A 12618-nucleotide genomic window follows, 5' to 3' on the forward strand; every position below is an offset into this window, starting at 1 on the left:
AGTGCGTCATGAGTTACTGAGCCGATTGCTGTTCCGCATCGGTAGTCGTTGACTGCTGCTGCGCGCCGGACGCCGTACCGCTGGCGGTTTTTGGCGGTGTCGTCGCGCCGGCGTTTTTTGGCGGCTGCTCCTGCTTTGGAAAATAGAGAGGGCCTTTCAGTCCGCATCCCGCCAGGCTGACCACGGCCAGCGCCAGCGCCATCCGGCAAATCATCTTCTTCATGCTTGTTCTGCTCATCATTGCTGCCTGTTGGTAGACTATCATCGCAGGTGAAGTGCTAAAAGCAACAGGAAAAAGGCGAAGGTTGCAGAAAGGAAAGCGGTAAAAGGCACGGCATCCTGTTTGCCGTGCCGGGCAAAAAGCAGCGGCGGCGATGGGCTACAAAAAGTCTTCGCGCTGTGGCGTAAAGAGATCGATCAGCACGCCGCTTTCCAGGCAGACGCATCCATGCGGTATATTCGGCTGCTTATATAAGCTGTCGCCCGCTCTCACCTCGCGCTGTTCCTTACCGATAGTGAACAGAAAGACGCCGGAACGCACCCAGGTTAGCTGTTCATGAGGATGGCTGTGCATCGGGCCAATCGCGCCCTGCTCAAAACTGACCTCCACGCACATCAGCTTGCCGCCGTGCGCCAGCACGCGACGGGCGACGCCTTCACCCGCTCTTTCCTGCCGTGAATCTTTATAAAAGAAAAACATGCGTGTTCTCCTTACAATAAATTTGGCCGCTATTCTGCTCCGGCAGCGGCAATTTTCCAGGCAACGCAAAACCAACTGTGACGGCTATCATGCCGATTTGTACAAAAGCGCAAACGGATGAGTTGGGATGGCGTGATAGTTATTCCCGCCGCGAGGCTGGTTAATTTTTTACCATTTTGTGATGGGCGGCAATTACAGGGCGGGCAGCCTGGCTGAAGATGACTATTTATTTGCAAACGACGCCCGCGATAAGGATATAAAGCCATGACGATTACGCTTCCACGCGAGACGCATTTCCGCCATCCCGATGAAAAAGTTATTTTTCATTTCTGGCGGCCGGAAAAGAGCCTGTGTCAGGAGCACCGGCATGAGTATTGCGAACTGTTTCTGGTGGAAAAAGGCAGCGGCATCCACGTTATTAATGAAAAACCCTACTTATTAACCGCAGGCACATTGTGTTATCTCAACCGTCACGATTATCACCTTTTCGAAGAGATGAAAAATATCAGGCAGGTGAATTTACTTTATCTGGCGCCCGATCGTTTTAACGTGCTAAAAAATATTGAGCACTTATTGATTCAGCCGGGTGAAAGCCGCGTCTGGCAGATTAATATACGGGTAATAAAGCAGATCATGGCCAGATTAATGGCGCATTCGGCCACAAAGTACGAAAACAAGCTGCTTGGCGAAAGCCATAAGGAAGCTATTTTTCTGGAAACGCTGCATACGCTGAACCAGTGGCGCTATAAAACCCAGGATTTCGCCTCCAGCGACGATCGCATCAGCCAGATTATTATCTGGCTGAATAGTCATCTGGCCGAGCCGCTGGATATGGAGCGCCTCTGCCAGACGTTTGCGATTTCCCGCCGCACGCTGCAACGGGGGTTTGTCGACTATACGGGCGTCTCGCCGCAGCAATATCTGACCACCACCAGGCTGCTCCAGGCAAGATATCACCTGCAATACAGTGATATGACCATCTCCGAAGCGGGAAAGCGGGTCGGCTTTAACGAGGTCAGCTATTTTTCCCGTCTGTTTCGCAAGCAGTTTGGCCTGTCGCCCGGCCAGTGCCGTTAAGCCCAAAGCAGTTAGCCCTGCGCTTCGACCAGTTCCAGCCTGCCCGGCGCCACCGTCGCCGGATAAGGTTCGTCGCGGCAGATCGGCAGCGCCTCCCAGCGCAGCCAGTAGCGATGCTGCGGGCTATAGTCGCTGTTTTGCGCCGCCAGCAGCTGCACCTCGGCCTGCGGATGCAGCTGCTGGCGCGGCCGCAACAGCGTTTCCGGCAGCGTTACGCGGGCGGGGAGCGTTGCCGTCACGGTTAAGGATGCTTCATCAATCAGCCAGCGCCCTGCGCCGCTCCATAGCGAACGCCACGCCACTTCCAGCTGGCCTTCGGCGGTCACGCGCGGCGGCTGCAAAACCAGATCCGGCGGAATAGAACCAGGCCCGTTGAAATCCCAGCGGAAATGCCACTGGCTGAGCTGGCTTCTCTGCCAGTTTCCCGTGCCGTCCGGCCTGGCGAGATAAGCCTGAGAACAGCCGTTCTGGCCGTAGCGGTGATAAATCAGCAGCGGCCTTCCCTGACTGTCAAAACCGATTTCCTGCACCATATTAATCAGCCCTTCGCCAACCCCGGCGCTATCAACAATTTCGCCTCGTTCCCGCGAGATGGGCAGCGTCAGGTGCTGTCCGGCAGAGGTTTCCCAGCGTTGCAGGTCGCGGCTTCGCGCATAGGATAAATTGTTGTTGGTTTCACAGTACGGGGTTTCGCGCCACATCCAGACCAGATGCCACCAGCCATCCGGCCCGGCTACCGGCGGCCGCGCGTAGCCGTTGCGTAAGCCTTCGCCGTCCAGCAGCGGCGTGTCCAACAGGCGCGACCACTGCCGCCGCGCCGTATTATATACGTTATAGATATCGTCGCCGTTGCCGCTACAGCCGTCGCGATAGCGGAACAGTAAACGTCCCTGCGCGTCTTTAAAAAACAGCGGATAAGTCGTGCGCGCTTCACGTGCGCCGGTCATCGCTCTGACCACGCGCAGCGAATAAATATCCAGCGGGCGTTCGGAGCGAAAATAGATCAGCGGATCGACATGCATATTGCCGGAAAGGTGCAGGTAGCCTTCGCTGTCTATGGCCATCGTCAGGTAGTTATGTGAATCGTAATCGGTGACGTTGGCGTCACGGTTGCGCGACGCCAGCCAGAAGCCTTCCGGCTGAAAAGTTTCCCATATCGCTACGCCTGCACGACGGCATCCCACGGTGATGCGATGCGCGGCGTCGTACCAGGCGGCAAACAGCGTCCCCTCATGATGCAGCAGGCAATAGAGCACGTTAAAATCTGCGCAGGCCTCACCCACGGCAGAGACATGAACCTCTGTACTCATCTTTCATTCTCCTTGATTATTTTTACGGCGCAGGAAATAAACGGCCAGCACGATGGCACCGGCGGGATGAAGCATCGCGCCGATATAGATCGGTACGGCATAGCCAAAGGCATCAATAATGGTGCCGACAAAGCCGTTGAAGAGAATGGCGCTGATGCCGCCGAGCGCGCTCATGATACCGATAGCGGTAGCGATGGCCGCGCGCGGCACCAGCCCGCCCATCATGATGGTCACCATGCTCAGCCAGGCGGTGCACATAAAATTAATCACGGTCATAATGCCTACCGCCAGCCAGATGTTTTGTACCGTGGGCAGTAAAAAAATCAGCGGCGCCAGACAGGTTACCGTCCAGATCAGATTCAGCCGCGCCCGGGTTGGCTCGACGCCGCGCGCCACCAGCCGATCGGAGATCCGGCACACCAGCAGCACGCCAAACACCGCCGCCAGCGGCGGAAACCACATCAGCTCGCCGACGCGTGCCAGGCTCAGCCCCAGCTTTTCCTGCATAAAGCCGATCTGCCAGTATTGATAAAAGAACCAGAAAGGATCGGTCAGCAGCCGCGCGATAATCAGCGTCCAGACGGGCGCGGAAGCCAGCACCAATTTATAGCGTTGCAGCGTGGAGACGCGGTCGTCCTCTTTTTCCGGCAGCGGCTCCGCCGACGTCGGCTGGCGACGGCTGGCCAGAAACCACAGCAGGCCGACCACGATGCCCGCCGCGGCCGGAATAAAGAATGCCCAGCGCCAGCCGCCCGCCAGCGTGACCCAGGCAATAAAAGGCGGCGCAACGATCAGGCCCAGCGACTGAATAATATTGGTCAGCTGAAAAGCGAAAGCGCGCTGCTCCGCTCTAAACCAGGTAAATATCGCCAGCGTCAAGGCGGGCACGACGCCGGACTCCGCTATGCCAAGAATAAAGCGGCCAATCAGCATCCCGGTCAGCGAATGCGCCAGGCCGGTGATCAGCGTGGCTATCGACATTAGCAGCATTAAAAAGGTCAGCACGCAGCGGCTGCCGAATTTATCCACCAGCGCGCCCGAGAAAAAATACATCACGATATAGGGCAGCATAAAAGCAGTAATCAGCAGCGAATACTCTTTATTGCCCACGCCCATTTCATGCATCAGCGTGGTTTTAAGAATGGAAACGATTTGCCGATCAAAAGAGAAGAAAAACAGAATGCAGCCGAGCAAGAGCAGAAGCAGAGAAATAAAAAGGCCGAACTTATTTCCTTCCCTGGTGAGTAATGCCTGTCCTTTTTCCATATATCCCTCGCGGTAATGCCTTTAAATGAGAATACGGCGCGAGTATAAAATGGATGATATCGGGCAAGAGCGCGGGATGATTTACTCTGTGAATAGCATCATGGCGATTTGTACTTCAGCGCCAGAACGGCGGAAGAAATGGCATTTGCCCGCAGATGGCGGGCAGTATCAATGCATCTGATAACGCGGCGTGTAGTCGCTGGGATCGTTGTCTGAATCGGTCGCGCACAGCTGCGTCAGCGTCTGGCTGCGGAAAGGGATAACCTGAAAACGATCGTCCACCTGCACAATCTGATAGAACTGCGGCAGGTTAAAGTTGATAAAGCTGGAGCCGTAGGTAAAGCGATCGTGCGAGGAGGAGTAGAAGCGGCTGACGTCGCGTACCAGCTCCTCTTTGCTGCCCTCGCAGTGATGATAGATCTCCACCCGATTGGTCTCATCCAGGATGTAGATATTAAAGCCGCGATCGTCTTTCGTATCCTCAAAGAAAAACTGGATGATGCCTTCGCTGGCGTAGCCGTTGACTACCGACGGCAGCCGCGTCTGATCGGTTTCCACCTTGATCGACAGGCCGTGCAGCTTGTTGTTGGAGATGGCGCCATAAAACTCCACGGCGTTTTCCAGCTTTTGCACCGAGACGCTCAGCCGCTCAAAGAACAGTCCCCAGGTTTGTCCGGCCACGCGCACGGCTTTAAACCGACCGGGTTCCTGGCGCGTGCTGGAGAGGCGCAGCTCGATACACTCCGACACCAGCTGCTGCACGCGAGTGCGGATCAGGCCGCGCAGATGCTGGCTGTAACAAAAGACCTCGACGTTATCCGGCGGCGCCGCATCCTGATGCATTTTACCCAGGATGGTTTTCAGCGCCTCGATCATCGCCTGCTCGCCGTTGAAATGCAGCGTACGGACTTCATTCCACGAGTTGCGGTAAAGCAGATCGATGCTGCCGATCAGGCACTGCTGCTGCTGCCCAAAGCTGAACACGTCCAGCTTGCGGAAGTCAAAATGCACCACCTGATTGCGGAAGGCCGCCGTAGGATCGTGTTCCAGGTTAACGATGATTGCCAGATGGCGGATCTCGCACGGGCTGTAAAGCGCCTTTGCCGTCGGCGCGGGCAGCCGCAGCGGGAAATGGTGCGACACGTCCGTCACCAGCTCCTGTAACCTGGCCAGATCGCAAATCTCATTGCCTTTAATATGCAGTCGCGTTTTGCTGGTCAGCAGGCCGTTGAACCACGCCCACGCCACCAGCTTGTTCAGGTAGCGGTTATATTCCAGCGGCTGATGGCTGATGATGGACTGCATATCCGGCGACTGATTATAAAGATACCAGCCGGCGCGGTTGGCGCGGCCGTGCGGCACGTGAATAAAGGTCAGATGCGGCTCGGAAAGATCGGGCGAAATCTGTGGATTGACCAGCGTCACCTTGCCCGGCAGCGCCTCGAAAGCGGCGTAGAGTTTGCGCGTCAGCACGCCGATATCCTGCGGACTGGCGCTGACGCTCAGATTATTGCGGCGGGCAAAGCGGATCAGGTTGCGGTAGCTCTGCATCATCGCGTCCAGCAGCTCGTTGTGCGCTTCACGCACGCGGCCGATTTTCCACTCGGCGCGGCTGTCCAGCATTGTGAGCCGCTCTTTGTCCCAGCCCCATTCACTGACCAGCTGGCTGAGAATTTCGCGCCGCCAGCCCGGATCGCTGTCGACGGAAAGTTTTTCGCGCACCTTCAGATAGAAGCAGCGGCGTACCAAATCCAGACGCGCATGATCGTCAATGCTGGTGAGGTAGTGCGTGACGCGTTCCAGCATCATGCAGTAGGGATCCAGACCATAAGAGACGATTTCGCCATCGTGCAGGCGCTGTTTGATATCCATCGCCAGCAGCCGGGTGCCCGGATACTCCCAGGAGTAGGCTTCCAGCAGCAGCGTCTTCAGCACCGCCTTATAGGGCGAGTCGATGCTTTTATAGAGCTGCCACAGGCTCGCGCCGAAATACTCCTCGGCGGAAAGCGTGCTCAGACCGCCCAAATCAAGCCACTCGTTCGGGGTCAGCACGCCTTTTTGATACAGCGACATCACGTAGTCGTCGTAATGCTCTTCTTCTTCGCCCGGCACCATATTCCACAGAATGCGTTTGCCGGCCATGCGTACCGCAGTGCGATAGAATTCGTCCAGCAGCAGGATATGCTGCGTGGAACCGCAGTCTTCGCCGCCCAGGCTGCCGCTTTCGTTATGACGGAAGCGGTTTTCGTCGATCAGAAAGAAGCTGGCATCGACGCCCATACCGGCGCACCATTTTTGCAGCAGCGTACATTTCTTTTGCAGCGCCAGCCGCTCTTCGTTATCCAGCCAGGATTGATGGCAGACCCAGATATCCAGGTCGGAAGTGGCGTTCTGGCCGACGGAAGAAGTGCTGCCCATGGAGTAAACGCCGGTGATCGGCATCTCGCCCTGCGGCGTCAGCGCGGCGAGGGATCCAGATTTGCCTTCTAAATCATAAAGATAATTTTTTTGGCTTTCATCAGGCGTGTAGAAGCTGATGCCATGTGGAACGTTACCTGCAAGGTAACCCGGCATCAACGGATGATGATAATGTAATAAGGTCGGCAGCAGACTGTAAACCTGTTGAAAAGCAGGTCCCATGGCCGCCAGCGCGCGATCGACGCGTAGCTGGTTGATGGCATCCAGTCTCTGTTTCAGTGTCTCAATGTAGAGGTACAAGACGTCTCGCCTGATTATCCCAGTGCCTGCAAAAAACCCCGTTCCCGACATCCGCCGCTTGCTTTAAAAATAGTCGTGCGAATAATTGCTGGAAACGTGATCAATCTAACACCTGGTCGGTTGACCGTAAAGAAAGTTGCGCTACCAAACAGTTTAGCACGTTTTACCATCACCCCGACCGAAAAAGCCCGCATACCGCCCGCGCCTGCCGTTTCAGGCGGCGGAAACTGTCAGCCTTCCCGTATCAATGATAGGATAATCAGTGAACGATAAAAACGGTAACCAGCATGTCAGACAAAATTTTAAGAATAGCTACCCGCCAGAGTCCACTTGCGCTGTGGCAGGCGCACTATGTTCAGCAGCGCCTGATGGCCTGTCATCCGGGGCTGAGCGTTGAGCTGGTGCCCATGGTCACCAAAGGCGACATCATTTTAGATACGCCGCTGGCCAAGGTCGGCGGCAAGGGCCTGTTCGTGAAAGAGCTGGAACAGGCGCTGCTGGACGGCCGTGCGGATATCGCCGTTCACTCCATGAAGGATGTGCCGGTCGAGTTTCCCCAGGGCCTGGGGCTGGTCACGATTTGCGAGCGCGAAGATCCGCTGGACGCCTTTGTTTCTCATCGCTTTGATTCCGTGGACGCGCTGCCTCAGGGCGCGGTGGTCGGCACCAGCAGCCTGCGCCGCCAGTGTCAGCTGAGCGCGCGCCGTCCGGATCTGGTTATCCGCTCGCTGCGCGGGAACGTCGGCACCCGCTTAAGCAAGCTGGATGCGGGCGAATACGACGCCATTATCCTTGCTGTCGCCGGACTGAAGCGTCTGGGCATGGGCGATCGTATTCGCCATGCCATGCCTGCGGAAGAGTCGCTGCCTGCGGTCGGCCAGGGCGCGGTCGGGATCGAATGCCGTCTTGACGACGCGCAGACCATTACGCTGCTCGCCGCGCTGAATGATGAAGACACCGCGGTGCGCGTCAAGGCCGAGCGGGCGATGAATACCCGGCTGGAAGGCGGCTGTCAGGTGCCGATCGGCAGCTTTGCCGAGCTGGAAGGCGACGAGCTGTGGCTGCGCGGCCTGGTCGGCTCGCCGGACGGGCGCGCTATGATCCGTGGCGAGCGCCGTGGCCCGCGCGAAGACGCCGAAAAGATGGGCATCTCGCTGGCGGAAGAGCTGCTGAATAATGGCGCGCGCGAAATTCTGGCGGAAGTGTATAAAGGAAATCCGCCCAGATGAGCATCCTGGTAACCCGTCCGACACCGGCGGCCGAAGAGTTGGTCAGCCGTTTACGTACCGCTGGCCGGGTTGCCTGGGCGATGCCGCTGATTGAATTTACGCCGGGCACCGGTCTGGACGATCTCCCGAACCAGCTGACGTCGTTGCAAAGCGGCGATCTGGTTTTTCTTCTGTCGCAGCATGCGATCCATTACGCTCATCCCGCCTTAGTGCGAGCCGGCGTGTCGTGGCCCGCTTCACTGCACTACTATGCTATAGGCCGCACTACCGCGCTCGCCTTGCATACCGTCAGCGGACACGATGTCGTCTGGCCGCACGAGCGCGAAACCAGTGAGATCTTAATCCAGCTTCCTGCCTTACAGCAGGTAGCCGGCAAACGCGCGCTGATCCTGCGCGGCAACGGCGGGCGGGAATTACTGGCGGAAACCTTGCAACAGCGCGGCGCTGATGTACAGTTTGTTGAATGCTATCAACGCTGTGCGAAAATTTATCAGGGCGCCATTGAAGGCCGCCGCTGGCGTGACCGGCAGGTGGATACGCTGGTGGTTACCAGCGGCGAAATGCTACAGCAGCTTTATTCGCTGTTCCCGGAGATCGATCGCGAGGAATGGCTTCTGCACTGTCGGCTGATTGTCGTCAGTGAACGCCTGGCTACCCGTGCCGCAGAACTGGGCTGGCGCGATATCAGGGTGGCCGAGGGTGCCGATAACGACGCCTTACTGCGCGCGTTACAATAAACTTAAATATGGGATGTGCCACAATGACGGAACAAAAAGAGTCCTCTGCCATGGTTGAAGCAACCACCCCGGAGGAAGCGACCTTAACGCCAAAGCAACAGCCCGACCGTAAGCCGCGCAATGCCGCTACGGCGCTGGCCGTGCTGGCGATTGCGATTGCGCTGGCTACGGGCGCAGGCCTCTATTTCCACGCCCGCACTCAGGCTCAGCAGCAGGCCGCGACCAACAAGGCGCTGGCTGACCAGCTTGCCAGTTTGCAGCAGGACGCCGCTGGCGAAAAACAGAATCTGGTGCGTCAGCTGGCCACGCAGAGCAGCGCGCTGGATACCGCACGCGCTCAGCAGGCGGCCACGAGCAAGCAGCTGGAAGAGCTGAAAGAGAAAGTGGCGACTATCTCCGGCAATGACGCACACACCTGGCTGCTGGCGCAGGCGGATTACCTGGTCAAGCTGGCCGGGCGCAAACTGTGGAGCGATCAGGATGTGACCACGGCCGCCGCGCTGCTGAAAAGCGCCGATGCCAGCCTGGCCGATATGAACGATCCCAGCCTGATCGACGCGCGTCGCGCGTTAACCCAGGATATCAGTTCGCTCTCCGCCGTCAGTCAGGTCGACTACGACGGCATTATCCTCAAGCTGAACCAGCTCTCCAACGGCGTGGATAATCTGCGCCTGGCCGATAACGACAGCGACGACGCGCCGATGGACGCCGACAGCGGTGAGCTTTCCTCTTCGCTGCGCGAGTGGCGACAGAACCTGGTGAAAAGCTGGCATAACTTTATGGATGATTTCATCACCATCCGCCGCCGCGACACCACCGCTGAGCCGCTGCTGGCCCCTAATCAGGATATTTACCTGCGGGAAAACATCCGTTCGCGCCTGCTGATTGCCGCTCAGGCCGTACCGCGTCATCAGGATCAGGTTTATAAGCAGTCTATTGATACGGTCTCTGCCTGGGTACGCGCCTGGTTCGACACTAACGATGCGGCCACCAAAGCCTTCCTGAGCCAGCTGGACGAGCTGAGCCAGCAGAGCGTGTCGATGGACGTGCCGGATACGCTGCAAAGCCAGCCGATGCTGGATAAGCTGATGCAAACGCGCGTGCGCAACCTGCTGGCCCAGCCGGGTGTCCAACAGCAGCAGGGAGAATGAGCATGCTTAAAGTACTGATTATTTTTATCTTGCTGATGGTCGGCGTCGTGCTTGGCCCGATGCTGGCGGGCCATCAGGGTTACGTGCTGATCCAGACCGACAACTGGAATATTGAAACCAGCGTCACAGGGCTGGCGATCGTGCTGATCCTTTCGCTGTTGGTGATCCTGTTCGTCGAGTGGATCCTGCGCCGTTTATTCCGCACCGGCGCCAAAACCCGCGGCTGGTTTAAGGGACGCAAGCGCAGCCGGGCGCGTAAGCAGACTAACGCCGCGCTGATCAAACTGGCGGAAGGCGATCATCGTCAGGTTGAAAAGCTGCTGTCGCGCAATGCGGATCACGCTGAACAGCCGATGGTTAACTATTTGCTGGCGGCGGAAGCCGCTCAGCAGCGTAACGATGAGGCGCGCGCTAATCAGCATCTGGAACGCGCTACCGAGCTGGCCGGCAACGATCAGCTGCCGGTGGAGATTACGCGCGTGCGTTTACAGCTGGCGCGTAATGAAGATCATGCCGCGCGTAACGGCGTTGATCGCCTGCTGGAGGTCGCGCCTCGCCATCCGGAAGTGCTGCGTCTGGCCGAGCAGGCCTACGTTCGCACCGGCGCATGGAGCGCCTTGCTGGATATCCTGCCCGCTATGGAAAAAGCGCACGTTGCCGATGAAACGCACCGTCTGGCGCTACAGCAGCAGGCCTGGCTGGGCCTGATGAATCAGGCGATGGCCGATCAGGGCAGCGAAGGCCTGAAGCGCTGGTGGCATGACCAGAGTCGTAAAACGCGTCAGGAAACGGCATTGCAGGTGGCGATGGCGGATCATCTGATCGTTTGTGACGATCATGACAGCGCGCAGACCATCGTGCTGGACGGCCTGAAGCGCGGTTACGATGAGCGACTGGTGCTGCTGATGCCGCGCCTGAAAACCGGCAATCCTGAACAGCTTGAAAAAGCGCTCCGCCAGCAGATCAAGCAGCACGGCGCTACGCCGCTGCTGCACAGTACGCTGGGTCAGCTGTTGATGAAGCACGGCGAGTGGGAGCAGGCGAGCGAAGCTTTCCGTGAGGCGCTGAAGCAGCGTCCTGACGCGTTTGACTACGCCTGGCTGGCCGACACGCTGGATCGTCAGCACAAGCCGGAAGAAGCCGCGCAAATGCGTCGCGACGGTTTGCTGCTAACGCTGAAAAACAATCCCTGATCCAGGCTGGATTAACGAGCCGGGCGCCCTGCCCGGCTTTTTTTTACCTGTAGCCCGATAAAAAAACACCCGCCGATTTGGCGGGTGTAAATAAACAGGCCGAAAGACCGGCTGGTACCTGACTCAACGTTTTGCCCTGAACCTCCGTTAAGGCCTGACGGCGATAGCGGCAGATGGACAACAGGTACCCTAATGGCTCTGCATCATTCCCGGGTTTATGAAGCTTACGCGAACATAAGAGGTGGAATGAGCATTCTACAGGGGGATTGTAGCATATACCGTGCCAGGTCTTCAGCTACGCCTGTGAACAATGCTTATTTCTATTAAATTCAGCCTGTTATCCTGAAAATATTCTTATATTACTTTTCAGGGGCCGTCGCTAAAAAACAACAGAGGCCGTTTACAGCGTCGTCAGTCAGCGACAGCTTATGTACAGGCGGGTAAACCTTTTAAATAACAATGAGATGAATGTCGTCTTTCAGAGACAAAGCAGAGAAGCCCTCGCCGGAAGCGCTGTTTACTGTAAAACGCACGAAAGCCGGGACGTTATGAAGGCGGGAAGCAACGTTGTCTCGCTGCGCTCGGCGCAAACCTCCTTCGGAGGTTCCAGACCGCTGACAAAGTTGTAGAGAGTTCGTGTGAACAGGATTTTTTTTGCAGCGAAACGGCAGCTTCGCAGCAGCAGAGGCTGAGCGGATAAACGGACCGTTTTCGCGCATGGACGCGCGAAACGAGCCTCCATGGACGGATCCACGGCGTGTCCGTGTTCCGATCTGCCTCTGCTGCTTTTCGCCAGCCCGAACGCGACTTGATGACAGAGGATGGGTTTGTCAGCAACCTCAAACCTCCTTCGGAGGTTCTCATCCTCTGGAAACTACAGAGACAAAAAGGCCAGCTCGAGAGCTGGCCTTTTCTTAAAGTGGTCGGCGAGAGAGGATTATTCCCCTGCGGGCCGTTGCTGTAGCAACGTTGTCTCGCTGCGCTCGGCGCAAACCTCCTTCGGAGGTTCTCATCCTCTGGAAGCTACAGAGACAAAAAAGCCAGCTCGAGAGCTGGCTTTTTCTTAAAGTGGTCGGCGAGAGAGGATTATTCCCCTGCGGGCCGTTGCTGTAGCAACGTTGTCTCGCTGCGCTCGGCGCAAACCTCCTTCGGAGGTTCTCATCCTCTGGAAGCTACAGAGACAAAAAAGCCAGCTCGAGAGCTGGCTTTTTCTTAAAGTGGTCGGCGAGAGAGGATT

General features: G+C 57.3%; 10 protein-coding genes and 2 other RNA genes. 5 read left to right on the top strand and 7 right to left on the bottom strand.

What is annotated here, in order from left to right:
- Positions 1–13: 13 nt before the first annotated feature.
- On the bottom strand, positions 14–223 hold the full coding sequence (gene lptM, locus ACMGEE_RS19960) for an LPS translocon maturation chaperone LptM (protein WP_253461191.1): 210 nt from the start codon (positions 221–223) through the stop codon (positions 14–16).
- A 156-nt stretch (positions 224–379) separates the two neighbouring features.
- Complete coding sequence (locus ACMGEE_RS19965; RefSeq protein WP_301253042.1) at positions 380–700, bottom strand: cupin domain-containing protein; 321 nt, start codon at positions 698–700, stop codon at positions 380–382.
- 264 nt (positions 701–964) lie between these two features.
- Here ACMGEE_RS19965 and ACMGEE_RS19970 point away from each other — a divergent pair, with 264 nt between their 5' ends.
- Positions 965–1777, top strand: a complete 813-nt coding sequence (locus tag ACMGEE_RS19970) for a helix-turn-helix domain-containing protein (RefSeq protein ID WP_253457230.1) — start codon at positions 965–967, stop codon at positions 1775–1777.
- Positions 1778–1788: 11 nt separating this feature from the next.
- Here the strand turns inward: ACMGEE_RS19970 and ACMGEE_RS19975 are convergent, their stop codons facing one another.
- From ACMGEE_RS19975 to ACMGEE_RS19985, 3 genes are all read right to left on the bottom strand, one after another.
- Positions 1789–3087 (bottom strand): BNR repeat-containing protein, encoded by a 1299-nt coding sequence (locus ACMGEE_RS19975; protein WP_436830538.1) that lies wholly within the window; start codon positions 3085–3087, stop codon positions 1789–1791.
- A gap of 3 nt (positions 3088–3090) precedes the next feature.
- On the bottom strand, positions 3091–4353 hold the full coding sequence (locus ACMGEE_RS19980) for an MFS transporter (protein WP_253457226.1): 1263 nt from the start codon (positions 4351–4353) through the stop codon (positions 3091–3093).
- 168 nt (positions 4354–4521) lie between these two features.
- Positions 4522–7071, bottom strand: a complete 2550-nt coding sequence (locus ACMGEE_RS19985) for a class I adenylate cyclase (protein WP_253457223.1) — start codon at positions 7069–7071, stop codon at positions 4522–4524.
- 287 nt (positions 7072–7358) lie between these two features.
- On the opposite strand from ACMGEE_RS19985, the gene hemC reads away from it, so the two are divergent.
- The 4 genes from hemC to hemY are packed head-to-tail and all read left to right on the top strand — an operon-like array spanning position 7359 to position 11381.
- The gene (gene hemC / locus ACMGEE_RS19990) at positions 7359–8300 is read left to right on the top strand and encodes a hydroxymethylbilane synthase (protein WP_125290718.1); all 942 of its coding nucleotides are present in this window, start codon (positions 7359–7361) and stop codon (positions 8298–8300) included.
- Positions 8297–9037, top strand: a complete 741-nt coding sequence (hemD, locus tag ACMGEE_RS19995; RefSeq protein ID WP_253457220.1) for a uroporphyrinogen-III synthase — start codon at positions 8297–8299, stop codon at positions 9035–9037. The genes hemC and hemD overlap by 4 nt, the downstream gene beginning before the upstream one ends.
- Before the next feature lie 23 nt (positions 9038–9060).
- Positions 9061–10188: a uroporphyrinogen-III C-methyltransferase gene (gene hemX, locus ACMGEE_RS20000; protein WP_369896711.1), complete on the top strand. Its 1128-nt coding sequence runs from the start codon at positions 9061–9063 to the stop codon at positions 10186–10188.
- Positions 10189–10190: 2 nt separating this feature from the next.
- Complete coding sequence (hemY, locus tag ACMGEE_RS20005) at positions 10191–11381, top strand: protoheme IX biogenesis protein HemY (RefSeq protein ID WP_436830539.1); 1191 nt, start codon at positions 10191–10193, stop codon at positions 11379–11381.
- Positions 11382–12301: 920 nt separating this feature from the next.
- Here the strand turns inward: hemY and ACMGEE_RS20010 are convergent.
- Both ACMGEE_RS20010 and ACMGEE_RS20015 read right to left on the bottom strand, forming a co-directional pair.
- Positions 12302–12415: non-coding RNA, RtT sRNA (locus ACMGEE_RS20010), on the bottom strand.
- Between the two features lie 35 nt (positions 12416–12450).
- Positions 12451–12564: non-coding RNA, RtT sRNA (locus tag ACMGEE_RS20015), on the bottom strand.
- Positions 12565–12618 lie beyond the last annotated feature (54 nt).

This window comes from Erwinia artemisiae (assembly GCF_051400835.1).
In the GTDB taxonomy this organism is placed as follows: Bacteria; Pseudomonadota; Gammaproteobacteria; order Enterobacterales; family Enterobacteriaceae; genus Erwinia; species Erwinia aeris.

Coding starts and splice junctions, on each gene's coding strand:
- lptM (WP_253461191.1), bottom strand. CDS start 223: ATGAAGAAGATGATTTGCCGGATGGCGCTGGCGCTGGCCGTGGTCAGC.
- ACMGEE_RS19965 (WP_301253042.1), bottom strand. CDS start 700: ATGTTTTTCTTTTATAAAGATTCACGGCAGGAAAGAGCGGGTGAAGGC.
- ACMGEE_RS19970 (WP_253457230.1), top strand. CDS start 965: ATGACGATTACGCTTCCACGCGAGACGCATTTCCGCCATCCCGATGAA.
- ACMGEE_RS19975 (WP_436830538.1), bottom strand. CDS start 3,087: ATGAGTACAGAGGTTCATGTCTCTGCCGTGGGTGAGGCCTGCGCAGAT.
- ACMGEE_RS19980 (WP_253457226.1), bottom strand. CDS start 4,353: ATGGAAAAAGGACAGGCATTACTCACCAGGGAAGGAAATAAGTTCGGC.
- hemC (WP_125290718.1), top strand. CDS start 7,359: ATGTCAGACAAAATTTTAAGAATAGCTACCCGCCAGAGTCCACTTGCG.
- hemD (WP_253457220.1), top strand. CDS start 8,297: ATGAGCATCCTGGTAACCCGTCCGACACCGGCGGCCGAAGAGTTGGTC.
- hemX (WP_369896711.1), top strand. CDS start 9,061: ATGACGGAACAAAAAGAGTCCTCTGCCATGGTTGAAGCAACCACCCCG.
- hemY (WP_436830539.1), top strand. CDS start 10,191: ATGCTTAAAGTACTGATTATTTTTATCTTGCTGATGGTCGGCGTCGTG.